Raw genomic sequence first — 25,960 nt, 5'->3', positions numbered from 1 at the left:
CGACGCACGAGCGCATAAAGGAGCGCAATTATGGCGGAACTCATCCCCGCAGTACCGGTCAATTACGATTCCTTCACCGTGCCCGCCGGCCAGGCCGTGGGCGCAGCAATGCGAGAGCTCAATCTTCCCAATAAGGGCCCTGAGGCTGTCGTAGTCGTTCGCGGTGAGGACGGCACTCTCTTTGATTTGTCGCACACCCCAGACACGGAGTCCACCTTTACCCCGGTTGCCGCCAGCGAGGAAGACGGCCGCGCCGTCATCCGCCACTCCTGTGGCCACGTTATGGCCCAGGCCGTGCAGGCCGAATTCCCCGGCACTAAGCTGGGCATCGGCCCGGCCATTGAGAATGGCTTCTACTTCGATTTCCAGACCGCCGAGCCTTTCACGCCGGAAGATCTCAAGGCGATTGAAAAGCGCATGAAGAAGATCATCAAGGGCGGCCAGCGTTTCGAGCGCCACGTCTATGAATCCGCGGAGGAAGCGGAAAAGGCCCTCGCCGAGGAGCCTTTCAAGCTTGAGCTGGTCCAAGACAAGGGCAACGTTGACCCTGACTCCGACGAGGCCGCAGAAGTCGGTTCCGGCGATCTCACCCATTATGACAACATCAACCCGCGCACCGGGGACGTAGAGTGGTTCGATCTCTGTCGCGGACCGCACGTGCCGACCACCAAGTACATCCCGGCTTTCACGCTGACCCGTTCTTCAGCTGCCTACTGGCGCGGTGACCAGTCCAAGGCTGGCCTGCAGCGCATTTACGGCACCGCTTTTGAGTCCAAGGAGGCGCTGGAGGCCTACCAAACCATGGTGGAAGAGGCTGAAAAGCGCGACCACCGCCGCCTGGGTCAGGAACTAGATCTCTTCTCCTTCCCGGATGAGATTGGCTCCGGCTTCCCGGTATTCCACCCGAATGGCGCGACCGTGCGCATGGAGATGGAAAACCACTCTCGCAACCGCCACGTCCAGGCTGGGTACTCCTTTGTTAATACCCCGCATATCACCAAGGGTGACCTATTCAAGAAGTCTGGCCACCTGGACTTCTACGCCGACGGTATGTTCCCACCGATGCAGCTCGATGGCGAGTATGACGAAGAGGGCAATACCGTCAAGGAGCCGCAGGACTACTACGCCAAGCCCATGAACTGCCCGATGCACAACCTGATTTTTGCATCCCGTGGCCGTTCCTACCGCGAGCTCCCGCTTCGTCTATTTGAGTTCGGTACCGTCTACCGCTACGAAAAGTCTGGCGTGGTCCACGGCCTGACCCGTGCCCGCGGCTTTACCCAGGACGATGCCCACATCTACTGCACCGAAGAGCAGCTGGAAGAAGAGCTAACCAAGGTCCTCGACTTCATCATTTCCTTGCTGAAGGACTACGGCCTGTCTGACTTCTACCTGGAGCTTTCCACCAAGGACCCGAATAAGTTCGTCGGTTCCGATGAGATCTGGGAGCGCTCTACGTCTATCCTGCAGTCGGTCGCAGAAAAGTCCGGCTTGGAGCTGGTTCCGGATCCCGCAGGTGCAGCCTTCTACGGCCCGAAGATTTCTGTGCAGGCGCGCGACGCCATCGGCCGTACCTGGCAGATGTCTACCGTGCAGTTGGACTTCAACCTGCCGGAGCGCTTCGAGCTGGAATACACCGCGTCGGACGGCACTAAGAAGCGCCCAATCATGATTCACCGTGCGCTCTTCGGCTCCATCGAGCGATTCTTTGGCGTCCTGCTGGAGCACTACGCCGGCGCCTTCCCAGCATGGCTAGCACCGCACCAAGTGGTGGGCATTCCGGTGGCTGACGAATTCTCCCCGCACCTCGAAGAGGTTGCCACCCAGCTGCGTCAGAAGGGTATCCGCGCCGATGTGGATACCTCTGATGACCGCATGCAGAAGAAGATTCGCAACCACACCACCGGTAAGGTTCCGTTCATGCTGGTGGCTGGCGCGCGCGACGTAGAAGCTGATGCCGTATCCTTCCGCTTTCTCGATGGCACCCAGGTCAATGGTGTGCCGGTAAAGGAAGCCGTGGAGCTCATCGCCGCATGGGTAGCAGAGCGTAACAACGAGCAGCCGACCGAAGAGCTCATCAGTGCCCGACGCTAAAGAGACAAACGAAACCGACAGCTCCGCCGTCGCTGAAAGCCAAGCTGCGGTGGAGACCTTCGTTGACTCAGGTGCTGGCGAGCCGGACCGTCTTGAGCGGTTATGGGCGCCTTATCGCATGGCCTATATTGCCAAGCGCTCTAAAGACCCCTTCGTGGAAGCCCCGAAGGGCAGCGATGAGGACGGGCTCATTATTGCTCGCGGCAAGACCGTCTATGCATTGTTGAACCTGTTTCCGTACAACGCCGGGCACCTCATGGTGGTGCCGTATCGCAAGGAATCGCAGCTGGAGAACCTTACGCAAGAGGAATCTCAGGAGTTGATGGCCTTCGCGCAAAAGGCGGTTCGAGTGCTCAAACGAGTCTCACACCCAGAAGCCATCAACGTAGGACTCAACCTGGGTCGTGCTTCGGGCGGCTCGGTAGGAGACCACCTGCACCTGCATGTGGTGCCAAGGTGGCCCGGGGATAGTAACTTTATGACTGTCCTCGATGGGACTAAGGTATTACCGCAGCTTCTGCAGGATACGCGCCGCGTGCTGGCAGAAGGATGGCGCGAGATGGAAGAGGAGGATTCGCGTGCTTAGCGTGCATGGGCGAAAGCCCGCCGCCGTGGTGGTGGAACCTATAGCCAAGGCCTTTTTAAAGCTGGGCCTGACCCCGAATGTGGTCACGGTTGTGGGTACCATCGTCACCATTGCGATTTCGGTGATCCTTATTCCTACCGGCCACCTCTTTTTCGCTGCGGTCCTGTCCGGTCTCTTCGCCGCTTTCGACATGCTCGACGGCACCATGGCGCGCCTGAGCGGCAAGGCCACTGCCTTTGGTGCGACCTTGGATGCGTCCTGTGATCGCATCACCGATGGCGCATTGTTCAGTGCTATTGCATGGTGGCTGATTTATTCTGCGGATTCTTCCCGCATCACGGTCATTGCCTGCTTTGTCACCTTGGTATGTTCCCAGGTCATTTCCTATATCAAGGCTAGGGGAGAAGCGTCCGGATTCAAGATGGTCGGCGGCCTTATCGAGCGTCCCGAGCGGCTTATTTTGGCCCTGGGCGGCATCGGCCTCGAGGGCCTCGGCGTACCGCATGCCATTGAGGTTGCGCTGTGGATCTTGGCCGTGGGCTCCGTCTTTACCGTGTGCCAACGTATGGTTATCGCCGCCCGCCAGGAGCAGCAGTAGCTCATACTGCACCACCTAAAACCAGGAGGTTGTAACACCATGTGGGACAAAGAAGACCTCTCCGCGGCGGGTTACCTCGCGGGGTGGAAGGTGGTGCGCCGTCTGCCCGAGCCCATCGCGCGCACGCTTTTTCGCTGGGGTGCGGACTACGCAAGCGGCAACGGTCGCGGAATGGAGGGCTTGCGCCGCAACCTGGCGCGCGTGGTAGGCCCAGAAAACGTTACCCGCGCGTTGGTGCGCGATTCCGTGCGCTCCTATATGCGCTATTGGATGGAGGCCTTCCGCCTGCCAGCCATCCACGGTGATGCCGGGCTGCATGAGCGCTTGCTCAGTGGCTTGGAAGGCCTCGAGCATTTTGATGCTTCGGCTCAATCCGGGCGCGGCACCATTTTGGCGTTGCCGCATTCCGGGAATTGGGATATGGCGGGCGTCTTCCTCGTTGGCCATTATGGGCAGTTCACCACCGTTGCGGAGCGCCTTAAGCCCGCAGTGCTTTTCGACGCCTTTGTGGACTACCGCGAAACCCTTGGCTTTGAGGTTCTTCCCCTCACCGGCGGCGAATCCTCGCCTTTTGCCCGCCTCAAAGAGGTGCTGGAAGCCGGTGGCGTGGTCTGCCTGCTGGCTGAGCGCGACCTGACCCGAAGCGGCGTTACCGTGGATTTCATGGGGGAAAAGGCCAATATGGCCGCCGGTCCCGCACAGCTTGCTATAGAGACCGGCGCCGCCCTGCACGTGGTGCACTCGTGGTTTGAGGGCGAGGGCTGGGGGCTCTCTGTGTCTCCTGAGCTCGAGGTAACGGACCTGCAGGAGACAACTCAGCGCATGGCCGATGGCTTCGCCGCCAATATCCGCCGCCACCCGGAGGATTGGCATATGCTGCAGCCGCAGTGGAATGTGGACATAGAGAGGCGTCGGCAAGCGCGGGCGGGCAAAGAAGCCCGCAATGCCCGCCACACCGGGCCATCGCAGGAAGGGGAGAGCTAGTGCGCATAGGAATCGTGTGCCCCTATTCCTTCGATGAACCAGGTGGAGTTCAAGCCCATATCCTTGATCTAGCCACAGTTTTCATTGAGCAAGGGCACCACGTTCAGGTCATTGGCCCCGCTGCGGAATCCACCCAGCTGCCAGATTTCGTAGTCAAGGGAGGGCCGGCTTTCCCCATCGCGTATAACGGTTCGGTGGCGCGCCTGTCCGTGGGACCCCACGTAACACGCAAGGTAAAGCAATTCATCAAGCAGGGCGACTTCGATGTCTTGCACATCCATGAGCCTAACTCCCCGAGCTTTTCCATGACCGCGCTGGCCGTGGCCCAAGGCCCACTGGTGGCGACCTATCACGCCTCTGCATCGAGCTCCCTGGTGCTGACTCTGGCCAAACCATTCCTCGTTCCCTTCTTGGAAAAGATCCGCGGCGGCATCGCGGTATCCGATATGGCGCGGCGGTGGCAGGTGGAGCAATTGGGCGGCGACCCGGTGCTCATTCCCAACGGCGTGGATACATCGGTCTACGCGCAGGCTCGGCGCCGCAGCCCGGCCAAAGCCCCCGGCGATCCCTTGGAAGTTGTCTTCTTGGGACGGTTGGATGAACCGCGCAAGGGCCTCGATATCCTGCTGAGCGCGCTGCGCCAAGTACACCACGATATCCGCGTGACCATCATGGGCGGCGGCCGCGCCCGCGAGGTTGAGGGCGTGGATTTTGTCGGCCGGGTCAGTGACGCCGAAAAGGCAGAAATCCTGGGCCGTGCCGATGTCTACGTGGCCCCAAATACTGGTGGCGAAAGCTTCGGAATCGTGCTCGTAGAGGCTATGGCGGCCGGCGCGGCTGTTGTTGCTTCTGACCTCGAGGCTTTCCGTGCGGTGTGCAATGCCGATTCCGACGAGGTTGCCGGCGCACTCTTTCGCAATAAAGACAGCGAGGATCTGGCACGCGTCCTCAACGAGGTGCTCGATGATGCCGAGTATCGGGCCCAGTTGGTGCGCAATGGCGTCCAACGCGCCAGCACCTATGACTGGGACCATGTAGCGGCGGCCGTGATGCAGGTCTACGAGACTGTCCAAGACGGTACCAAGGTGAGGGCAAAGCGTTGATGGCCATTGAAATTGCCCTAGCCCTCTTCCTACTTATCGTCGTAGGTTTGTGGGCGCTTTTTACCGCCCAGCGACTTAACTCGCTGCACATCCGCACTGATGCCTCGCTTGCCCAGCTGCAGGCGGCACTAGACCGCAGGGCAGCGGTGACAGCGGCCGTCGCACCAGAGCTCGCGGCGCTAGCTCAGCGAGCAGAGTCTACCGAGCTCTATCAAGGACACTTCGAACCGCGCACGATGGCCGAGCGGGAACTATCTGCCGCCATAGTGAGGGAGTTTCCCGCGGACCGTCGCCCTGCCGCGCTTGCCGACGCCGAGGGCCGCATCCAACTTGCCCACCGCTTCTATAACGAGGCGGTCAGCGACACTCGCGCGCTGCGTTTGCGCCCTGCGGTACGCCTCTTTCATCTGGGTGGCACCGCGAAGCTGCCGGAATATTTTGACTATATGTTGGCCGAGTAGCCAGCAGTTCTACCTCAATTTCAGGACGCAAGTGCGTGCCGGCCGCGTCGGCGGCGGAATACCGGCTTCGCCTCGGTGCTGGCGGCCGGGTCTTCCTCCGGGGCGTTAGGCGCTTGCTGCTGCATCTGCGCCTGCTCGATCTTCGAAGCCAGAGCCACCTCGACTGCAAACCAGACAAGTCCGATGATGGCCATGACGACGATAAGGATATTGCGGGCTACCAATAGGTAGACGGCGAACATGTTCTCGCCCACGTGGTTCCAGATGTAGTCATAGTTGAATGGGTAGACCAAGGTGCCCAGCACGGCGGCGATAATGGTGCAGGACGCTAACAAGGCTTGGAATATCCGCAAGGGGGCGAATTCTTGCGGAAGGCGCTGGCGGATCACCACGGCAAGCAAGGGGCCCAGCCAGACGATGTATTGCGGGGAGAAAACCTTATTCGTCGCGATAAGAAGCAGGACCGTAACGGTAAAAAACGCCATGGTTGTGCGGGTGGTCCATCCGCCGGTGCACAGCCGGTACAGCGCCCAGCCCACTGCGAAGACGAGCATGGCAATGGTGGCAATAGTGCTCCACGTCATTGCGGTATCTACGCCAGGCCCGGAAATCTCAAAGCTCTTGGACGGGGCGTAGCCCAGGTGCCAGCGCCCTGGAGTGCGATGTGCCTGCAGCAGCAGGAACGTCGCCGGGATGGACTCCAACTGGAGACCGCGCACGCCCTGATAGTTCAGCGGTGAAAGCAGGCGCTCGGTACCAGAGGCAGCAATCGTGACGGTGCAGACTGCGACGATGGTGCAGAAAAACGCGAGTAGGCGCTGCCAGGTTGCGGATCTGTTGAAGCGGCCCACCAGGCCGGCAGCGAGGACTCCTGGCCATAGCTTCATCGTGGTGGCAAAACCCAGTACCGCCGAGGCGATGAGCGGGCGGGTAGCTAGAAGGGCAGCTGCCCCGGCCACGGCTAGGGCGGGGAATATATCGAGACGCCACACAAAGGTGTGGCCAGCTGCGGTGCCAAAGAGGACCCAGAACCAGGCGGCCTGGAAACTGCGCGGTTGAGTCGCGTGGTGACGCAGAAGGAGGGCTAAAAAGGCGGCGTCCACTAGCAGGGTCATGATGGTGAAGCCGATATAGAATGCGGTGATATTCTCACCGGTCAGCCAGCCCAAGACCACCGTGGGCCAGGTGCCCGAGTGAGGGTATTCGGTCATCATCGTCGGGTCGTCGCCAAAGAGTCCGGCAAAATAGTATGCGACATCGCCCCTGGGATTGTGGTCAATCTTGAGTAGGTAAATAAGGACCAGGCGGGCGATGACCCACCCAATCCATACTGCTGGAACAGAAGCGATGCGTTTCACTCGAAAGACTTTATTCAATGCGCGCTTACTTCGGTAGCGGACATAGTTTCTTCTAGAAAATTCCTCTACTTTTGCGCCCAGAAGTGGGGGGACGAATTGGAAAAACCAACTGTCGGCTCGTCCGGTGAGTAGTGTGGTCAGCAAACGCTGGCAGAAGTGACGTAGAGCATAGGGAGCGTGCAGATGCCATCCATTCGCGAGGTCTTGGCTGTCGAGGAAACGAAAACGGCCGATGTCTTTACAGGCCCTGCTGTGGAGTCGCGGATTGAGCGTACCTTTGGCGGGCAGATTGCTGCGCAAGCAGTGGCCGCAGCCCAGCGCACTGTGTCTGGCAAAGACATCCACTCCCTGCATGGTTACTTTGTAGGCCCTGGCGATGTGAGCCGGCCAATTGAAATCCGGGTCGAACGCATTCGGGAGGGGAAATCATTCGCCAACCGGCAGGTACGCGTCTACCAGGGTGACGTGCTCCTGTTTACCCTCATGGCTAGTTTTCACCGCGACGGCGACTGTGGCCCGCAGCATCAGGACGCCGCGCCGAAGGTGCCATGGCCCGATGAGGTAGCTCGGATGGGCGGTGGTGCCCCGTATTCCACCCGGATCATCCTCAAAGAGTGGGAGGAGTGGGATATTCGCCTCGTGCCAGAAGAAGGACGCGATCCGGTGGCTGCAGAGCGCACCGGTGCAGGCTATCGGCATATTTGGTTCCGCAATACTGGCAGACTGCCTGCGGATTCTTCCTTCCATTGTGCGGCGCTGACCTTTATGTCTGATATGACGCTGATTCGCTCGGCCCTGATTCCGCATCAGGGAGAGAAAGTGCAATTGGCCAGCCTTGATCATGCGATATGGTTCCTGCGCCCATTCCGCGTGGATGAGTGGTTGCTATATGAGCAGGTATCACCCACGGCGTCGAATGCGACGGCGGTTGCGCGTGGCAAGATTTTTACCGAGCATGGTGAATTGGTGGCGTTGGTGAATCAAGAGGGGCTTACACGTTACTTAGATGAAAATTTGGGCAGCGGCTCTGCCCATGGCAATTGGCACAACGTATAAGAACGTCCCGCTTATAAGGGGGTCGCTTTCACGCATTCGTGCAGCACACGTATAATTGCCACCAGTTTCAGCACCCGATTAGAAAGGGACTACATGTCAGGCCACTCGAAATGGGCAACTACCAAGCATAAGAAGGCTGCCAACGATGCCAAGCGTGGCAAGGAATTTGCCAAGCTGATCAAGAACATCGAAGTGGCGGCTCGTACCGGCGGTGGTGACCCAGCGGCTAACCCAACCCTTGATGACATGATCAAGAAGGCCAAGAAGGCCTCCGTCCCCAATGACAACATTGAGCGTGCTCGCAAGCGCGGTTCCGGTGAAGAGGCCGGCGGCGCCGATTGGGAAACCATCATGTACGAGGGCTACGGCCCCAACGGCGTAGCCATGCTCATTGAGTGCCTTACGGATAACCGCAACCGTGCGGCGACCGACGTGCGCACTGCGATGTCCAAGAACGGCGGCAACCTGGGTGAGTCCGGCTCTGTGGCCTACATGTTCACCCGTACCGGCTACGTCTTGGTAGAAAAGGGCGAGCTGACGGAGGATGACGTCTTGATGGCCGTGCTGGAAGCAGGCGCGGAAGAGGTCAAGGACCAGGGCGAGAAGTTTGAGATTGTTTGCGCGCCGACGGACGTGCAGGCAGTCAAGGACGCGCTCAAGGACGCCGATATTCAGGTCGATGACTCCGACAATGACTTCCGTGCATCTGTCGAGGTACCGCTGGAGGCCAATGACGCCAAGAAGATTTTCCGCCTCATCGACGCCTTGGAAGACTCCGACGATGTGCAAAACGTCTACACCAATATGGATCTCTCCGATGAGGTTCTAGCTGAGCTGAACGAGGACTAACCACCTCGCCGCAAGGACGGCTCTTAGCGCCGGTAGCGCTCCGTGGGTATAGCCCAGGAGACGTTGCCGGCGCTTCGTTATGCGACAGTTGGATGCTACGCTTGTAGAACACCTGTGTGTAGTCCATAATGGGGCAGTAGGCGGTGCACAGTGATGCCGACATGACAATGGGGGAGAGATGAACCTAGAAGGAATGCGCGTGATGGGCATTGACCCAGGCTTGACGCGCTGCGGACTTTCCGTGGTTCAGGCTGGTCGTGGCCGAGCAATCCTTCCCGTTTCTGTCGGCGTGGTGCGCACCCCTAGCGATAAGGATTTGACGGAGCGCCTCCTGCGCCTTTCGGTGGCGGCGAAAGAGTGGATGGATGACTATTCGCCAGATGTGGTTGCGATCGAGCGCGTCTTCGAACGCGGTCAGGTGTCCACAGTCATGCAAACGGCCCATGTAGTTGGTGTGCTGGTGCTAGCTGCCGCCGAACGCGATATTCCGGTCTACATGTACACCCCGTCCGAGGTGAAAAAGGCCATCTCTGGAAACGGGCGCGCAGATAAGAAGCAGATGACCACCATGATTACCCGTATTCTGGGGTTGACTGAACCGCCCAAGCCCGCCGACGCCGCCGATGCCCTTGCGTTGGCAGTGTGCCACTGCTGGCGTGCCCCGGCCATTGTGCGGATGGACCATACCGGCCTCGGGCTTGGAGCTAAGACCAGCGGCGTGCGCGGGCAAGGCAAGAAGCGCTAGGGAATTTTACTGAGAGTGGAAGGATAGGAAGCCAATGATTGCTGCACTGCGTGGAGAGGTAATCCATATTGGACTCGACCATGGGGTTATCGACTGTGCAGGTGTGGGGTACAAGTTTTTAGCTACCCCAAAAACGCTGGGCACCTTGCGCCGCGGAGAACAAGCCACGGTTCTTACTAACTTGGTGGTCAAGGAAGATTCTTTGACTCTCTATGGCTTTAGCGCTGATGAAGACCGCGAGATGTTCCACGTGCTGCAATCCGTGTCCGGCCTAGGGCCTAAACTTGCCTTGGCGGCGCTGTCGGTAATGGGGGCAGGGGAGCTTGCTGCGGCAATTGGCGCGGAAGATGTGAAGGCGCTGCAGTCTATCCCGGGCGTCGGCAAGCGTATGGCCCAACGCTTGGCGCTGGAGCTGAAAGATAAGGTAGCGGCCTTTGCGCCAAGCGAGCCCGCCGCCGCAGGCTCCGTTGATACTGCCGTCGCGCCGAACGGTGGTGCCGTGATAGACAGCGTGACTGAGGCACTCATTGGCCTTGGGTTTACCGATAAGGGAGCGCGCCCCGTGGTGGAATCCGCCTACGCGGACAATCCCGATGCCGATACGTCCACTCTCTTGCGTGCAGCGCTGGCGCAGCTGGGCAAGAAGAAATAACCGGCAGGAAGGCTGAAGAATCATGTCCGATATTGAGCGCACCGAGTTCAATCTCCCTGAGGGCGTCGACGCGGCGCACGCCACCCAGCGCAATAGCGATGTGGATGCCACCGCACACTCCGAGGAGCATGATATTGAACGCTCCTTGCGTCCCAAGTCGCTCGAGGAGTTTATCGGCCAACCCAAGGTGCGCGAGCAGCTCTCCCTTGTGCTCAAAGGCGCTAAGAACCGTGGGGTAACGCCCGACCACGTCTTGCTTTCGGGGCCGCCGGGCCTGGGCAAGACCACTATGGCGATGATTATTTCCCAGGAGCTGGGCACCTCGCTGCGTATGACTTCCGGGCCGGCTTTGGAGCGCGCCGGTGATTTGGCCGCAATGCTTTCTAACCTGATGGAAGGCGATGTCTTGTTCATCGATGAGATCCACCGTATTGCCCGGCCAGCAGAAGAAATGCTGTACATGGCAATGGAGGACTTCCGCATTGACGTCATTGTGGGCAAGGGGCCTGGTGCTACTTCTATTCCGCTAGAGATTCCGCCTTTTACCTTGGTTGGCGCGACCACGCGTGCCGGCATGCTCACGGGCCCATTGCGCGACCGCTTCGGTTTCACCGCGCAGATGGAGTACTACGACACGGCCGATCTCACCCAGGTGATCAAGCGCGCCGCCCACATCTTGGACGTGGAAATTGACCACGATGCGGCGGTAGAAATTGGCTCTCGGTCGCGCGGAACCCCGCGTATTGCTAACCGTTTGCTGCGCCGCGTGCGTGACTATGCCGAGGTCAATGGCACCGGCCTGATTGATCTCAGCGCGGCCCAGGGAGCGCTCGGAGTCTTTGACGTAGATGACATGGGACTTGACCGCCTCGACCGGGCGGTGCTCAATGCCTTGATTAAGGGGCACGGCGGTGGACCGGTTGGCGTGAGCACGCTGGCCATCGCAGTGGGCGAGGAGCCCTCGACGGTCGAGGAGGTGTGTGAGCCTTACCTGGTGCGTGCCGGGATGGTTGCGCGCACTGGACGCGGCCGTGTAGCTACCGCTGCAGCATGGCGACACCTGGGGCTTACCCCGCCGGAGGGCGCGGCCGGGCTGTTTTAATTCAAGGGCTAGCCTGCTTGGCGACGCACCCTGGGGTTCCTGTGTGCACCGCCGTCTGGCACACTAGGGTGCTATGGAAATCATCATTCTCATCATTATTGGCATCCTCTTCGTCGTTCCCTCGTTTATGGCCATGCGAAAGCAGCGCCAGCGCCAAAATGAGATGCAGGCCCTCCAGAATTCCCTGCAGCCGGGCGACGCCATCGTTACGGCGGGCGGCGTGCACGGCGTGGTGCGCAGCACCAGCGACAAGGATGTGGATTTAGAAATCGCGCCTGGCGTGGTGGTTACTTTTGACAAGATGGCCGTGATTCGCACCGAACAAGAGGCCAATAACCTGTCTCGTCCCGCTGCTGGGGAAGAGAAGAATGATGCGGCAGATGACCTGCCAGATGAGAAATATCCTCCGTTTGACGGCCAGGAGAAGAAATAGCCCGCCATTTCCTAAGAGTTTCCTTAACGTTTGCTAGGTAGGTGGGACCTTCGCGGAGCGTAGACCCCGTCACACTTTGGGCCTTTTCCGGCCCTCGTTAAGGAAAACTCAGCCTGATGACGTACGATTGTGCGTTGTTGACGTGCCTGCGCCGTATGGCGGGGCCGTATTTAATGTTTAAACACCCTGTTATAAGCAGCACAGGAGATTATCGTTGTCCGCAAAATCCCGTGGCGCTATGAAAAATAGCAAACGCCAATGGCCGAAGCGCGCGATCGCGCTCTTCGTTCTCATTGTGGTTGTTATCTATGCGCTTATCTTTTTAACTGGTAGCCGTCAAAGCACCCCAAAGCTTGGCATCGACTTGCAGGGCGGTACCCGCGTAACGCTGGCGCCGCAAGGCGAGGAACCCACCCAAGACCAACTCAAGCAAGCACGCAACATTTTGGAACAGCGTGTTAACGGCATGGGTGTTTCCGGTTCTGAGGTTGTCATCAACGGCAATACCCTGGTCATTACCGTGCCAGGTGAAGACGCCTCCCAGGCACAGGCCGTGGGCCAGACCTCGCAGCTGTTCTTCCGTCCGGTGGCTAAGCCCTCCATGCCGGATATGGAAAAGCTCAATAAGGTGCTGGAAGATATGGCCAATCGCTGGGTGAAGTACGACGTACTGAGCGCAGACGAGGCCAATAAGCAGATGGAGCAGATGACCCAGGCCATCGCTCAGCAAGAAGCGCAGATGACTGGCAAGGAGCCAAAGAAACAGAAGGCTCCTAAGGTCAGCGCCAAGCCGCTTGAGGAGCCAAGCAACTCCATCGAGCAGACTAAGCGCCGTGATGAAGTCACGGAGATGCTGCTGAAGGATCGTCAGTCCGAGGACCCGACCACCCAGGCTGCAGCCTCCGCGCTGATGACTTGCCAGGGCAGCACCGATCCACTGGCCGGCGCCGATGATCCTGCCAAGCCATTTGTTACTTGTGACTACTCCAACGGCAACCCGTACGTTTTGGAGCCAGCACCGCTTCTCAATGGCATCAAGGACGAAAACGGAACCCGCCTCACCGGTAACGAGATCGATACCAATTCTCCGATCGAAGGCGGCCTGAACGGTCAGTCCGGCCAGATGGAAATCAACTTCTCCTTCAAGACCGGTGATGGCCCGAACGGTTCTCAGACCTGGGCAGACCTGACGCAGGAACACCTCAAGGACCAGGTAGCCATCACCCTTGACTCTGGCGTTATTTCCGCACCGGTCATTCAGGGAGCAACTCCAGTCGGTTCTGCTACCTCCATTACTGGTGACTTTAGCCAGGAAGAGGCACAAAACCTGGCTAATAACCTGAAGTATGGCGCACTGCCGTTGTCCTTCGCCGGTGAAAATGGCGAGCCGGGTGGCACCGTAGAGTCCATCCCGCCAACACTGGGTAAGGCCGCTCTGCAGGCCGGCCTCATTGCAGGCCTTGTTGGCCTGGTACTCGTGATGGCCTACTCGCTGTACTACTTCCGCGCGCTGGCCGGCGTATCCCTCATCTTCCTCATTGCCTCTGGCGTACTGACCTATGGCTCCCTGGTTCTGCTGGGCCGCTGGATCGGCTACTCGCTGGACCTTTCCGGTGTCGCGGGTCTGGTCATCGGTGTGGGCGCAACTGCTGACTCCTTCGTGGTCTACTACGAACGCATCAAGGACGAGCTCCTCGAGGGACGCACCTTCCGCTCCGCTACGCAAAAGGCGTGGGAGCGCGCTCGTGCCACCATTGTGACCGGTAACGCGGTGACCCTGATTGGCTCTGTTGTGGTCTACTTCCTCGCCATCGGTGAGGTGAAGGGCTTCGCCTTTACCATGGGCCTGACCACGGTCTTCGACCTGGTCGTATCCTTCCTGGTCATGGCGCCACTGATGCAGATGGTCGGCCGCCGTCCGGCTGCCGCTAAACCTTCGATGAATGGCCTCGGCGGTATCTACGCACTGGTGGAAGAGCGCCGTGAGCGCGGCTACTTCGGATCGGGACGTCGTCAAGCGAACGCTGCTGAATCCGTGAGTGCAAAGGAGCCAGCCACCAAGGAAACGGCAGAAGGTTCTGCCGCAGGAACCGCACGTCCCGTAGATGCTGCGGAAGATGAGGAGAAATAAGCATGGCTGTTTCGACTAAGCACAAGATTTCCCGGATGGACCGCCTCTACGAGGACGAGCGCGGTTATGACTTCATCGGTCGCACCAAGCTGTGGTACGGCATCACCGCCGCGTTGATCGTGGCCGCAGTGGCCGCGATCCTCATTCGTGGTTTCTCGCTCTCGATTGACTTCGAAGGCGGCACCACGTTGTCGATGCCGGCAGGCGACCTCAAGGAAGACGAGGTAAGCCAGGTCTTCGAAGACACCACCGGTGTAGAACCCGAGCAGGTTCACATCGTGGGCGCTGGCGATTCTGAGACCTTGGAAATCGTTTCTGAGCGCCTGAGCCAAGAGGACGTGAATGCGGCCCGCGCGGCTATCTATGACAACTTCCAGCCGAAGGATGAAAACGGCAAGGCCACGCCGGATGCCATCGGCTCGTCCACGGTATCCGAATCCTGGGGTTCTTCTATTACCCAGCGCATGCTCATTGCCATGCTGGTCTTCCTAGTAGCCGCGACCGTCTACGTGGCCATTCGCTTGCAGAAGAACATGGCTTTTGCCGCGATTATCGCGCTGATTGCAGACGGCGTGATCATCGCCGGTATTTACGCCCTCTTTGGCTTCGAAGTTTCCCCGGCCGTCATTATTGGTCTGCTTACCGTCCTGACCTTCTCCATGTATGACTCGGTCATCGTCTTTGACAAGATCAACGAGAACACGGAAGGCCTCGAGGGCCAGCGCAAGAAGACCTTTGCTGAGCTGACAAACTTGGCTATTAACCAGACCGTCATGCGCTCGATTTCTACCTCGGTAATCTCCGCGCTGCCTATCATCGCGCTCTTCGTGGTCGCCGTGTGGCTCATGGGTATCGGTACCCTCCGCGATCTGGCACTCATCCAGCTCATCGGCGTGGTCGAGGGCATTTTCTCCTCCATCTTCTTTGCTACGCCGCTGGTCGTGACCTTCGCCAACATGTCCAAGAAGATCAAGCGCCACAACAAGCGGGTCATGGACTACCGTGCTGGCAAGGACGAGAATGCCGCGGCAGAATCTGGGGCAGCATCCTCCGGTCGCACCGTGGTCTCACCAGTGAGCGCAAAGTCCACCCCGGCTGAGATCGAAGACGATCCGTCCGAGTCCACTGGGCAACCTGGCGCAACCTGGCGCCCGGGCCGGTAGCTTGCGGTAGTAAAATTTTGGCGAAGCGGTAGCTGAAGTGAGGGCAAATTACGGTGCTTAAATCAAAGAGCAGTTCTAGAAATCGTCACTGGGGAAGGAAGGCCATTGCCTCGTGCGTTTCAGCTCTAGCTCTAGCTGCTTCTGCCTGTAGCGGGCAGGGCGGCGAAGAGGACTCGTCTAGTGCTCCCCAGGAGCCAGAATCCTATGGATACTTTGGCTACCAGGTAAATTCCCGCTTGGCCACCACAAATGCTGGCACGTCTTTTGGTGATGCTACCTCCGCCGGACTGCTGTCTACGCGGCTTTATCCGGGCCTTTTCGTGCCCGGCCCCTCTGGCGAATTAATTCCTAATGCGGATCTGGTTGAAACTGAAGAGCTTCCGCCCGTTGCCGGCAGCGACCAGCGCAGCGTTCAGCTCACTTTGGAGGAGGATGCCGTCTTTTCTGATGGCGCTCCCGTCACCTGTGATGACTACTTGTTGACGTATGTGGCCGGTACTCATCCAGCTGAATTTGCCTCCCATATGCCGTTGATGAATGACATCGCGGATTTTAGCTGTGAGCCCCAAAGCAGAACGTTCACCCTGACTTTTAACAGGGATCAGGGGCAGCGCTGGCGCCACATGTTTGGCGCCGGCACGGTCATGCCGGCCCATGCGCTGGCCAAGAAGTCCGAGTTGAGCATTGAGGAACTCAACGCCGCCCTGACAGTAGAAGACATGCAGGCGCTTGCGCCGGTTGCTAAGGAATGGCGCTATGGCTTTTCCGTGGCCAAGGATCAACTAGATCCCGAGCTGCAGGTTTCCTTTGGGCCCTATGTCATTGACAAGGTAGGTGACGAGGGGGAGGTTATTCTCAAGGCAAACGAAAAGTACTTTGGAGACGCCCCAGCGGAAGATCATGTTGTGGTCTGGCCTTCGGAGGCTGATGCACAGAAGCTCGCAGATAAAGGCGCGTTGCGCGTAGTCGATGCCGCAAGCGAAAACCCTGACTGGCTGGACAGCACAAAGGATGAGGCAGGGGAGTCCCCCTACGAGGTCACTCCAATGGTCGGCGAGCTAACGGATACGCTCACGCTATCTGAAGCTGGAGTATTCGCGGAGCCGTGGGCGCGCGAGAGCTTCGCGGCCTGCGTCGATCAGCAGGCGGTTGCGCAAGCAAGCTCAGCGGCCTCCGGTGTGGAGGTGCCACCGGCTTACTTGCGTACCGTCTCCGCGACCAACCCAGTCGCCGGCGGTCTAGACAAGGTGGGCAAGGAACACCAAGGCACGGATTTGGCTAAGGCCGGTGACCTCAACGGTACGACCATCAAGGTCGGCTATTTGGGGTCAGACAAACGCTACGCCGCCATGGTGGAACAACTCCGTGCATCCTGTGAGCCGGCTGGTATCACCATCGAGGACGCGTCTGCGGAGTTCATGTCCCAGCACCACTTGGAAATGGATCCGGAAACCTGGGCGCCTACCGTCGATGCCTTCCTCGGCCCAGTCGATCCCCAGACGGAGTATTCCACTGTGGAGTCGAGCATGAAGAACTCTGCGGAGCTGAAGAAGACAGAAGAGGCTCTGTGGAAGGATGTACCATCCATTCCTCTCTCCGCGCAGCCGCGCGTCTTCCTCGTCCGCCGCGACGTGGAAGGCGTCCTGCCGTACACTGGCGTCTCGGGCATCGGTTGGAATATGGATCGCTGGCACAGCACCGCCCCAACGGACACGGAATAGGCCCCGAATATCGGGCGTTCAAAACCTCTCGCAATTATTTCTCAAGGAAGACTATGAGTTCGCACTACGAATCAGCAGCACAGGCACTCAAGGATAAGGTTCGCCTCGTTCAAGACTTCCCGGAGGAGGGCATCCTCTTTGAGGACCTCACCCCAGTCTTGGCGGATCCAGAGGCATTTCGCACCGTAGTGGACGGCTTGGCGGCCGCCTGCGAGGAATTGGGCGCGGATATGATCGGCGGCCTGGATGCCCGCGGATTCCTCCTCGGCTCGGCCGTCGCCTACAAGATGGGCCTAGGCATCTTGGCCATCCGCAAGAAGGGCAAGCTTCCCCCACCGGTATATACAGAGGAATACGAGCTGGAGTACGGCTCTGCAGCGCTGGAAATTCCAGCCAGCGGCGTTGACATCAAGGGCAAGCGCGTAGTGCTTGTCGACGACGTCTTGGCCACCGGTGGCACCCTCCACGGTGCCAAGCTTTTGCTTGAGTCCGCAGGTGCCGAAGTCGCTGGCAATGTGGTGGTGCTGGAAGTCAAGGGGCTCAACGGGCGTGAGCGTTTATCCGGCCCGCCGCTCATTGTGCTGAATGCCACAGACTAAGATGGGATGTCTAAGCTAGATCGCACGATTTAGTTGGACATGAGGCCACAAGGCCCGTGGCACTGTGAAGGGCGGTAGATTTGGCCATGGACAAACCCGTAAAGCGCCAGTCCGGCGGCGGAATGCGCAGTATGTCGGCGCGTCTAGCTCGTTCGCTTACCGGCGGCCGAGTGAAGGTGAATCCGGTGCTGGACCCGTTGATGTCCATTCACCGCAAGTTTCATCCCAAGGCCGATGCTGATTTGCTCAATCGCGCCTATGACACCGCGGAGCGACTCCATGAGGGTGTCTTTCGCAAATCCGGAGAACCGTATATCACCCACCCGCTCGCCGTGGCGACGATCGCGGCGGAGATCGGTATGGACACCACCACCATCGTCGCAGCACTGCTGCACGACACCGTGGAGGATACGGACTACTCGCTAGAGGACCTCACCCGAGATTTCGGTCCGGAGGTGGCTCGCTTGGTCGATGGCGTGACCAAGCTGGACAAGGTGGCGCTGGGTTCGGCCGCAGAGGCTGAGACCATTCGTAAGATGATCGTCGCCATGGCCACCGACCCCCGAGTCCTGGTCATTAAGGTCAGCGACCGCCTGCACAATATGCGTACGATGCGGTTCCTTCCGCCCGAAAAACAGGCTAAGAAGGCGCGGCAGACCCTAGAGGTTATCGCGCCGCTAGCTCACCGACTCGGCATGGCCAGCGTGAAGTGGGAGCTGGAAGATCTGTCCTTTGCCATCTTGTATCCGAAGAAGTACGACGAAATCGTACGGATGGTGGCAGATCGCGCCCCCTCGCGCGACCGCGCGCTGAAGGAGATCATTAGCCAGGTCAGCGGGGCGCTGAAGGAAAACGGCATTGAAGCCGAGGTTATGGGCCGCCCAAAGCATTACTGGTCCATTTATCAAAAGATGATCGTGCGCGGCCGTGACTTCGCGGAGATCTTCGACCTTGTAGGAATCCGCATTTTGGTCGAGGACGTCAATAGCTGTTATGCCGCTATCGGTGTGGTGCACTCGATCTACCAGGCATTGCCGGGGCGCTTCAAGGACTATATTTCCTCGCCGCGATTCGGCGTGTATCAGTCCCTGCATACCACGGTGCTGGCAAATGGCGGCGCTACCTTGGAAGTCCAGGTACGTACCCACGAGATGCACTACAACGCCGAATTCGGTGTGGCTGCTCACTGGCGCTACAAAGAAACCAAGGGCAAGAACTCGGGTCACCAGGAAGAAGTGGACCAGATGGCGTGGATGCGCCAACTTCTGGACTGGCAGAAGGAAGCCGCCGATCCCAATGAGTTCCTCGACTCGCTGCGCTACGACCTGACCGCCAAGCAAATCTTCGCCTTTACCCCGAAGGGCGATGTGGTGAACCTGCCTGCCGGTTCTACACCGGTGGACTTTGCCTACGCAGTACATACTGAGGTGGGGCACAGGTGTATCGGTGCCAAGGTCAATGGCAAGCTCGTCGCGCTCGAATCGAAGCTAAAGTCCGGCGACAAGGTGGAAATCTTTACCTCCAAGGATCCCAACGCCGGTCCGTCCCGCGATTGGCAAGACTTCCTTGTGTCTGCGCGAGCTAAGACAAAGGTGCGGCAGTGGTTTGCCAAGGAACGCCGCGAAGAACACTTGGAAGCAGGCCGCGATGCCCTGGCGACCGAAGTCCAGCGCGGTGGCCTGCCTATGCACCGCCTGTTTACTGCCAGCTCCATGAAGCAGGTAGCGGAACAGCTGCACTATACCGATGTCGATTCGCTGTACACCGCCATCGGCGCGGGCCACGTATCTGCTCAACACGTTGCCAACCAATTGGTTGCCATGTTTGGCGACCAAGATGATGCCATCGACACCCTGGCCTCGCGCACGCCACTGTCTGAAATTGAGCACTCCCGTGCCCAACACACCGAAGACTCGGCATCGGGCACAGGCATCTTGGTGGAAGGTAGCCCCGATGTGATGGCAAAGCTCGCCAAGTGCTGCCAGCCCGTGCCGGGCGATGCCATTTTCGGCTTCGTTACCCGCGGCGGGGGAGTCTCCGTGCACCGAGCCGATTGCACAAACGCGGAAAAGCTCAAGGCAGAACCAGAGCGCATGTTGGAGGTGGCCTGGTCTTCTGGTACCTCTGCAACGGGCGCTTTCTCGGCGACGCTGCAATTGGAAGCCCTCGACCGTCAGGGCCTCCTTTCGGAGCTCACTCGGGTAATGAGCGATCAGAACATCAACGTTTTGACCATGAACTCGAATCGCGGCGATGACCATATCGCGACGGTAAGGTTCACATTCTCCGTTTCGGACACCAAGCAATTGGGAACCCTGATGACCACACTGCGCAATACCGAAGGCGTCTTCGACGTCTACCGAGTAACTGCTTAGCGCGCTTTCTCCTTACCCTCAAGGAGGGGCGGGGCAAGCAACGCGAAGGCATCGGGGAGGTTACTTGTGTGTGAATTCTTGGCTGCTGCAAGGTAAAGCTCCAGCAAGCGGGCTTAATTTCTCCTGCCAAGTAGTTAGCGAAGCGATATAAATCATGAAGCGATATAAATTATCCTGTCGCTTTCTACTATCTAGGAGTACTTCAATGCAGTTCCGTCGCATCGGCCAGCTTGTGGCCGCCACTACCGTTTCCGCTGTTGCTCTCTCCGGCGCGCAGGCGGTGGCACAGGAAAACAAGACCACCATCTCCGTCACCAATATCACCGATATTCACGGTCACTTGGAGGACAAGATTGGTGACCCAGCAAAGGCCGGCGATGAGATCGGCGTAGCTCGCCTGCAGACCCTCATTAAACAGGTAAATGAGGGTCAGGAATTCAACCTGACTTCTTCGGGCGATAACGTGGGTGGCTCCGCCTTCGTATCTGCAATTTCTGATGACAAGTACACCCTCGAGGCCCTTAACAAGATGGGCATGAAGGTGTCAGCAGTGGGTAACCACGAGTTCGATAAGGGCACCGAGGATCTCACCGAGCGCATTCAGCCGAACTCTACGTACCCCATCCTGGGCGCAAACGTGCTTAAGGATGGTCAACCCTTGCTCGAGCCTTCTCACGTTGAAGACGTGGACGGCGTCAAAGTGGGTTATGTCGGAACCGTGACGGAAAATACCAAGTACAAGGTATCCGCGGCGAAGATCCCGGGCGTTACCTTCACAGACCCAGTAAAGGCAACGAATGAAGAGGCCACCCGCCTGAAGGAATCTGGCGAGGCGGACGTCGTCGTCGCGCTCTTCCACGAGGATGCCCAAGACTATGCCGAGGGCTTCAATAAAGACGTAGACGTGCTCTTCGGCGGCGATACTCACCAGCGCACCAAGGGCGAAATTCCCCGCGAAGGTGCCCTTCCATTGCAGTGGGCAGAGGGCCATGAGTATGGCAAGCTGCTTAACGACGTCGACATCACCTTTGACAAGTCCGCCAAGAAGGTAACCGACATCAAACTCAGCCAGTACGATGCTACGGATGCTGCCGATGTTGATCCGGACGCCGAGATTGCGGACCTCGTTGAGAAGGCACAGAAGGAAGCCGAGGTTGAAGGTTCTAAGACAGCTGGCAATGTGAAGCAAGACCTGTTCCGTGGCTCTGACGAAGGCGCAGAGGCTGGTTCCAACCATGGCGTAGAATCCACTCTCAATAACTTCATCGCAGAAGGCCAACGCTATGCCATGAGCGAGCAGGTAGGCAAGGATATCGAAATCGGTGTTATGAACGCCGGCGGTGTACGTGCCGACCTAAAGGGCGGAGATGTTACCTACAAGGACATCTTTGAAGTACAGCCTTTTGGCAACTCCGTGATTACCGCCAAGATTTCTGGTGAAGATTTCATCAAGGCATTGGAAAACCAGTGGCAGGAGGGAAGCATTCCACGCCTTGCCATGGGGATTTCCAATAACGTCCAGGTGGTCTACGACCAGAAGGCTGGCAAGGGCGAGCGCGTAAAGTCCGTGACTATCAATGGCGAGCCAATTGATCCGAAGAAGGATTACTCCATTGCGCTGTCTTCCTTCCTTGCTTCCAGTGATGAAGAAGCAGGCGGTGACGGCTACTTCAACGCTGGTTCCATCAAGGACAAGAACGATGTGGGCTACATGGACACTCAGGCCATGATCGACTACATCAAGTCGGGTGAATCGGAGGTCCGCACGGGCCAGGGCCAGATCGGTGCACACATTGAGGGAGACGTGAAGCCGGGTGAGGAAATCACGGTGAACCTGTCCAGCCTCAATTACTCCACCGACGGTGAGCCGATGGCGAAGAAGGCAACCGTGAAGCTGGGCGACGCTGAGCAGACCGTAGACATCGACAACGCCGCACAGGAAGGCGATGCGCAATTTGGTGAGCGCGGTCGCGCAACGGTAAAGCTCACCATTCCAGAGAACCTGAGCGGCAAGCAGAACCTCGAAATCACCACTGACGCAGGCACCAAGGCAACTTTGCCTATCGAGGTAAGCGGCGAGGGCTCCGAAAAGCCGGGAGCTAAGCCTGCGCCAAAGGGCTCTTCCTTCTCCTCCAACGGCTCTTCCGTGGGTGGCGCAGTATTCGCCATCGTTGCAGCGTTGGTAGCTGGCGTTGCGGTTGTGGGCATGAACCCGCAGATTCTTCCTGCTCCAGCGCGCAAGATGATTGAGGACCTGCGCAAGCAGTTCCACATCTAGGACAGCACAGCACTAGGCGGAGCGGCTCTTCCTGAACGGGGGAGTGGCGCTCCGCCTTTTCTGTATGTCTAGCGGCTGCCGGGTAACCTAAGCAGTCGTGGACACTCTAGAACTCTTCCTGCGCGAGATTACTTATCAGCTGGGTATTGAATGGCACCGTATTCCCGTTGTCGTGCTAGCGACTTTGGGTATCTACCTATCCTTCATGGTTTTGGTGAAGGTATTTGGCTCTCGCGTACTTACGTCCATGACGGCCTCAGATGCCATCATCATTATTATGTTTGGCGCGGTCGCGGGCCGTGTCATCGTGGGCAATCCACCGACCCTTGCCGCCGGCGTCATCGGCTTGACCACGCTGATGGCGCTCGAAGCTGCCTTCGGTACCATACGCAAGGTAGTGAAGTGGACGCGCTTTCTGGACCGTCGTCCCATCCTTTTAGTCTTTAGCGGTGAGATGGTTGAAGATAACCTGACGCTGGCTCACATTACAGAATCGGATATCTACTCGGCGGCTCGTAGAGCCGGCATTAGCCGCATGGAAGACGTGCAGATAATGATCCTGGAGCCTACGGGCCACATCTCCGTCATCAAGGTCGGTCAAACCATCGACCCGGAGCTTTTTAAAGACCTCGTGGGGTCCGAATACATCGAAGACGCTAAAGACTCTTAGGACGCACCTGACAGCTTGGCCAGAAGTGCAAAGGCCATCTGTAGGCTCCCTTTACCCAAGAGCGCACGAAAAAGCCGCTGCATTCCACTAAGGGAAGCAGCGGCTTAAGAATCGCTATGAAGCGGTGACCTTACTTGTTGCCGAAAGGCAGGTCGAGGTACTTGTTTGCGAATGCGAACAGGGTGCCCAGAGCGCCGATAACAGCGGTGACAACGCCGATCCAAGCCTTGATCTCCTTAGGATCAGCGTCCTTGAGGGAGGAACCCTCCTCGGCCGGCTCAGAAGCCTTGGTGGTGGTCGGCTTAGCAGCGGTGGACTGGGTGGTCGGCTCAGCAGCGGTAGCTACAGTGGTGCCAGCAAAGGTCATGGACAGAGCGGTTGCGCCAGCAACGAGTGCCTTGCGGGAGAAAAGCTTCATTTTTTGATTCCTAACAAGCTTGGTGTGTTCAAAGACGTTTCAAATACTAGACAGGCTGTCAGGCTTCCGCAACAGTATTGGCAGGTTTTTGCTCATTGGCTGAACTAGCTGAAAGTCAGCTGTGTGCTGCGTGTTTACTACTGTGATTCTTGTGATCTGGAGGAATTTTAGTGTTCTCCTGTTTCTGCAGCTTAACCCTCATAATCGGGCTCAGCCTATTTTAAGGAAAGGATAGGCCCCGGCGCATTCATCCACGGAATGTGTGGTGAATGGCCGGGGCTTAATCCCGCCCCCGTTAGGGGGGTGTGGTCCGGTGGGGTTAAAGGGAGGCGTCGCCAAGCAGGGCTTTTTCTGTCGCTTAAGCCTTGACGGTTGCCTTCTTAATCTTGACTTCCTTTGCCGGCTTGCCATCCGGCTGGCCACCTTCGACGCCGTTCTTGGCAATCTTATCCATCGTCTTCATGCCCTTGTCGGTGATGGTGGCGAAGTAGGTGTAGCTCGGGGCCAGTTCAGAATCGTCGTAGTTGAGGAAGAACTGGGAACCATTGGTGTCTGGGCCGCTGTTGGCCATGGCGACGGAACCGCGCGGGTAGACAACGGGGTTCTGTGCGTCCTTCTCTTCGACCTCGTCGGTGGGGTACTCATCGCCAAAGCTGAAGCCAGGTCCGCCGGAACCGGAACCGGTTGGGTCGCCGCACTGCAGCACGTTGAGCCCACCTGAGGTCATACGGTGGCAAACGGTGTTGTCGTAGTAGCCAGACTTTGCCAACTCAGAAATTGCGTTGGTGGCACACGGCGCCTTGGCACGATCCATCTCCATCTCAATAGTGCCCTGAGAAGTCTCAAAGGAAACGGTAACGGTGCCCTTGGTGGAAATATCCTTTCCATCCGGCTTCTTAGCACCGTTGGAATCTTGACCAGTGTCCTCGTATTTACAGGTCACGGTATCCGGCAGGGCCTTTGCGCGCTTATCTGCGATGGGCTGTGCCTGTGGGGTTTCCTGCGAGGTCTCAGCTGCGGAGGACTCCTCAGCCTGTACCTTCTCATCGTCGCCTTCGCGGGTGGACAAGTAGTAAATGCCGCCTACCAAGGCGAGGATTACTACGAGGGACGCGAAGACAACGCCCAGCGGGCGTGTCTTTTGCTTGCGTTCGCGGGATTTTAGCTCGCGCTCGAGCTTGCTCAGCGCCTCTTCGCCGCGCTTTTTATTATTTGGCACCGGGAGTCAACCTTTCTAGCGATTTTCGGTGGCATGATTCAACCTGACCGAGTTTAGCGGTTCCATACTTCGAATAAAGCGTGGGCACGTAAATCGGGCTAGTCAATGGCTATTGAGCCAAGTCATAAGTACTCTGGTTTCTATGGGTGAACCAGATTTTATCGACCCGCCAACACCCACCGTTGGTGAACTTCCCGCAGTGGGAAGCCCGCTGCCCGAATTCGAACTCATCGGTACGGACCTGAGTCAGATTAACAATGAGACTTTCGCGGGCACGCGCCTTATTATCTCCATCTTTCCCTCTATCGAAACCCCTGCCTGCCAGGAGCAACTGCGCCGTTTCCATGAGCAGGTTGCGCAGCTAGATAACACTAAGCTTCTGTGCGTTTCTCGTGACTTGCCTTTTACCCTCAAGCGTTTTTGCGCTGCGGAAGGCATTGCTGATGTCATCGCCGCCTCCGCATTTCGATCTGACTTTGGAGAGAAATTCGGCGTGACCGTTCGCGATTCCGTATTGGAAGGCCTCCTTGCTCGCTCCGTGGTCGTGGCCGATGAAAATCACCGGGTGATGCACACACAAATGGTTCCAGGTGTTGTCACTCAGCTTGACTATGACAAGGTGTGGAATATTTTGAGCTAGGCCGCACAGCGTTGCTGGTCGCGATTCATCTACGAAGACGGGGCCGGGCGGCTCTTTATTCTCTGGGCAGCTAGGGTGGTGGGTATGGAAATCTACGGTTTTACTGCCGGTCCGTTTCAGACCAATACCTATGTGATTGCGGAAGGCCGCCGCGCCTTCATAGTGGACCCGGGCATGGATGCGATGGAAAAAGTCCTCGAGCATGACTTGGACTATGAGGCTATCGTGCTCACCCACGGCCATATTGACCACACTCGGGATGCCGGATCTTTGGCAGAAGAGCTCGACATCCCTGTTTATATCCACCCGGCTGACAAGTTCATGCTTGACAGCGGTGAAGGTGTTTCGCCCCAGGCGCAAGAGCTTTTCGACGCCGCCCATATGACCCCCATCTCCGACCTCCGCGAGCTACGCGATGGCGAAACCCTGGAGCTTATCGGTCATACCTTTGCTCTCAAACACGCGCCCGGGCATTCGCCGGGATGCGTGATGATTGTCTCCGAGGACTTTGCTTTAACAGGGGACGTGCTCTTCGCCGGGGCCATTGGACGCACCGACTTACCTCACTCGGACCCCAATGCCATGCAAAAATCTCTTGCCGGCCCAGTGTGGAGTCTGCCCGATAACCTTGACATTCTGCCCGGTCACGGTCCCACCACCACGATGCGCAAGGAGAGGGCGACCAATCCCTTCTTCGCAACATTGAGGGAGGTACTGTAATACCC

24 protein-coding genes are annotated in these 25,960 nt (G+C 58.2%); 21 read left to right on the top strand and 3 right to left on the bottom strand.

The features are described from left to right. Nucleotides 1-30 precede the first annotated feature (30 nt). The 6 genes from thrS to MHK00_RS04360 are packed head-to-tail and all read left to right on the top strand — an operon-like array spanning nucleotide 31 to nucleotide 5,826. The gene (gene thrS, locus MHK00_RS04385) at nucleotides 31-2,094 is read left to right on the top strand and encodes a threonine--tRNA ligase (RefSeq protein WP_250410640.1); all 2,064 of its coding nucleotides are present in this window, start codon (nucleotides 31-33) and stop codon (nucleotides 2,092-2,094) included. A 49-nt stretch (nucleotides 2,095-2,143) separates the two neighbouring features. Further along, nucleotides 2,144-2,680, top strand: coding sequence for an HIT family protein (locus tag MHK00_RS04380; RefSeq protein ID WP_150850607.1), 537 nt, complete (start codon nucleotides 2,144-2,146; stop codon nucleotides 2,678-2,680). Beyond that, nucleotides 2,673-3,278 (top strand): phosphatidylinositol phosphate synthase, encoded by a 606-nt coding sequence (gene pgsA / locus MHK00_RS04375; protein WP_005325002.1) that lies wholly within the window; start codon nucleotides 2,673-2,675, stop codon nucleotides 3,276-3,278. Before MHK00_RS04380 ends, pgsA begins: the two co-directional genes overlap by 8 nt. A 39-nt stretch (nucleotides 3,279-3,317) precedes the next feature. Then, nucleotides 3,318-4,262 carry a phosphatidylinositol mannoside acyltransferase gene (locus MHK00_RS04370; RefSeq protein ID WP_005328534.1) on the top strand — a complete coding sequence of 315 codons (945 nt, stop codon included), beginning with the start codon at nucleotides 3,318-3,320 and terminating at the stop codon, nucleotides 4,260-4,262. Next, nucleotides 4,262-5,365: a glycosyltransferase family 4 protein gene (locus MHK00_RS04365; protein WP_250410638.1), complete on the top strand. Its 1,104-nt coding sequence runs from the start codon at nucleotides 4,262-4,264 to the stop codon at nucleotides 5,363-5,365. The genes MHK00_RS04370 and MHK00_RS04365 overlap by 1 nt, the downstream gene beginning before the upstream one ends. Beyond that, nucleotides 5,365-5,826, top strand: a complete 462-nt coding sequence (locus MHK00_RS04360) for a hypothetical protein (RefSeq protein ID WP_250410637.1) — start codon at nucleotides 5,365-5,367, stop codon at nucleotides 5,824-5,826. The genes MHK00_RS04365 and MHK00_RS04360 overlap by 1 nt, the downstream gene beginning before the upstream one ends. Before the next feature lie 20 nt (nucleotides 5,827-5,846). Here the strand turns inward: MHK00_RS04360 and MHK00_RS04355 are convergent, their stop codons facing one another. Then, nucleotides 5,847-7,184 (bottom strand): DUF2029 domain-containing protein, encoded by a 1,338-nt coding sequence (locus MHK00_RS04355; RefSeq protein WP_250410634.1) that lies wholly within the window; start codon nucleotides 7,182-7,184, stop codon nucleotides 5,847-5,849. Between the two features lie 183 nt (nucleotides 7,185-7,367). Between MHK00_RS04355 and MHK00_RS04350 the strand changes: the two genes are divergently transcribed. The 13 genes from MHK00_RS04350 to MHK00_RS04290 all read left to right on the top strand — a co-directional run bounded on the left by MHK00_RS04350 (nucleotide 7,368) and on the right by MHK00_RS04290 (nucleotide 22,958). Beyond that, nucleotides 7,368-8,240, top strand: a complete 873-nt coding sequence (locus tag MHK00_RS04350; RefSeq protein ID WP_250410633.1) for an acyl-CoA thioesterase — start codon at nucleotides 7,368-7,370, stop codon at nucleotides 8,238-8,240. 93 nt (nucleotides 8,241-8,333) lie between these two features. Then, nucleotides 8,334-9,089, top strand: coding sequence for a YebC/PmpR family DNA-binding transcriptional regulator (locus MHK00_RS04345; RefSeq protein ID WP_150851185.1), 756 nt, complete (start codon nucleotides 8,334-8,336; stop codon nucleotides 9,087-9,089). Nucleotides 9,090-9,267: 178 nt separating this feature from the next. Beyond that, entirely contained in the window at nucleotides 9,268-9,834 is a 567-nt protein-coding gene (gene ruvC, locus MHK00_RS04340; RefSeq protein ID WP_040425252.1) for a crossover junction endodeoxyribonuclease RuvC, read from the top strand. Between the two features lie 34 nt (nucleotides 9,835-9,868). Beyond that, nucleotides 9,869-10,486 (top strand): Holliday junction branch migration protein RuvA, encoded by a 618-nt coding sequence (ruvA, locus tag MHK00_RS04335; RefSeq protein ID WP_250410631.1) that lies wholly within the window; start codon nucleotides 9,869-9,871, stop codon nucleotides 10,484-10,486. A 22-nt stretch (nucleotides 10,487-10,508) separates the two neighbouring features. After that, nucleotides 10,509-11,588 (top strand): Holliday junction branch migration DNA helicase RuvB, encoded by a 1,080-nt coding sequence (gene ruvB, locus MHK00_RS04330; protein ID WP_250410630.1) that lies wholly within the window; start codon nucleotides 10,509-10,511, stop codon nucleotides 11,586-11,588. Between the two features lie 73 nt (nucleotides 11,589-11,661). Beyond that, a complete protein-coding gene (yajC, locus tag MHK00_RS04325; protein ID WP_200435680.1) occupies nucleotides 11,662-12,021 on the top strand; it encodes a preprotein translocase subunit YajC in 360 nt (119 codons plus the stop codon). 238 nt (nucleotides 12,022-12,259) lie between these two features. Beyond that, nucleotides 12,260-14,152 carry a protein translocase subunit SecD gene (gene secD / locus MHK00_RS04320; protein ID WP_250410628.1) on the top strand — a complete coding sequence of 631 codons (1,893 nt, stop codon included), beginning with the start codon at nucleotides 12,260-12,262 and terminating at the stop codon, nucleotides 14,150-14,152. Between the two features lie 2 nt (nucleotides 14,153-14,154). Beyond that, on the top strand, nucleotides 14,155-15,315 hold the full coding sequence (secF, locus tag MHK00_RS04315; RefSeq protein WP_250410627.1) for a protein translocase subunit SecF: 1,161 nt from the start codon (nucleotides 14,155-14,157) through the stop codon (nucleotides 15,313-15,315). A 236-nt stretch (nucleotides 15,316-15,551) separates the two neighbouring features. Beyond that, complete coding sequence (locus tag MHK00_RS04310) at nucleotides 15,552-17,036, top strand: ABC transporter substrate-binding protein (RefSeq protein WP_250410625.1); 1,485 nt, start codon at nucleotides 15,552-15,554, stop codon at nucleotides 17,034-17,036. A gap of 53 nt (nucleotides 17,037-17,089) precedes the next feature. Further along, the gene (locus tag MHK00_RS04305) at nucleotides 17,090-17,635 is read left to right on the top strand and encodes an adenine phosphoribosyltransferase (protein WP_005324978.1); all 546 of its coding nucleotides are present in this window, start codon (nucleotides 17,090-17,092) and stop codon (nucleotides 17,633-17,635) included. Between the two features lie 86 nt (nucleotides 17,636-17,721). Continuing rightward, complete coding sequence (locus tag MHK00_RS04300) at nucleotides 17,722-20,010, top strand: RelA/SpoT family protein (RefSeq protein ID WP_250410623.1); 2,289 nt, start codon at nucleotides 17,722-17,724, stop codon at nucleotides 20,008-20,010. 205 nt (nucleotides 20,011-20,215) lie between these two features. Continuing rightward, complete coding sequence (locus MHK00_RS04295) at nucleotides 20,216-22,288, top strand: bifunctional metallophosphatase/5'-nucleotidase (RefSeq protein ID WP_239282310.1); 2,073 nt, start codon at nucleotides 20,216-20,218, stop codon at nucleotides 22,286-22,288. Between the two features lie 97 nt (nucleotides 22,289-22,385). Continuing rightward, complete coding sequence (locus MHK00_RS04290) at nucleotides 22,386-22,958, top strand: DUF421 domain-containing protein (RefSeq protein WP_179386574.1); 573 nt, start codon at nucleotides 22,386-22,388, stop codon at nucleotides 22,956-22,958. A gap of 130 nt (nucleotides 22,959-23,088) precedes the next feature. Here the strand turns inward: MHK00_RS04290 and MHK00_RS04285 are convergent, their stop codons facing one another. Next, complete coding sequence (locus MHK00_RS04285; protein ID WP_250410621.1) at nucleotides 23,089-23,376, bottom strand: hypothetical protein; 288 nt, start codon at nucleotides 23,374-23,376, stop codon at nucleotides 23,089-23,091. 358 nt (nucleotides 23,377-23,734) lie between these two features. Continuing rightward, entirely contained in the window at nucleotides 23,735-24,595 is an 861-nt protein-coding gene (locus MHK00_RS04280) for a peptidylprolyl isomerase (RefSeq protein ID WP_250410619.1), read from the bottom strand. Nucleotides 24,596-24,737: 142 nt separating this feature from the next. Between MHK00_RS04280 and tpx the strand changes: the two genes are divergently transcribed. Both tpx and MHK00_RS04270 read left to right on the top strand, forming a co-directional pair. Continuing rightward, nucleotides 24,738-25,235, top strand: coding sequence for a thiol peroxidase (gene tpx / locus MHK00_RS04275; protein ID WP_250410617.1), 498 nt, complete (start codon nucleotides 24,738-24,740; stop codon nucleotides 25,233-25,235). 84 nt (nucleotides 25,236-25,319) lie between these two features. After that, a complete protein-coding gene (locus tag MHK00_RS04270; RefSeq protein ID WP_005328505.1) occupies nucleotides 25,320-25,955 on the top strand; it encodes an MBL fold metallo-hydrolase in 636 nt (211 codons plus the stop codon). The last annotated feature ends 5 nt before the right edge of the window (nucleotides 25,956-25,960 follow it).

This window comes from Corynebacterium tuberculostearicum (assembly GCF_022347385.1).
Classification (GTDB): domain Bacteria; phylum Actinomycetota; class Actinomycetes; order Mycobacteriales; family Mycobacteriaceae; genus Corynebacterium; species Corynebacterium tuberculostearicum_M.
This window is presented reverse-complemented; position numbering and strand designations above follow the sequence as displayed.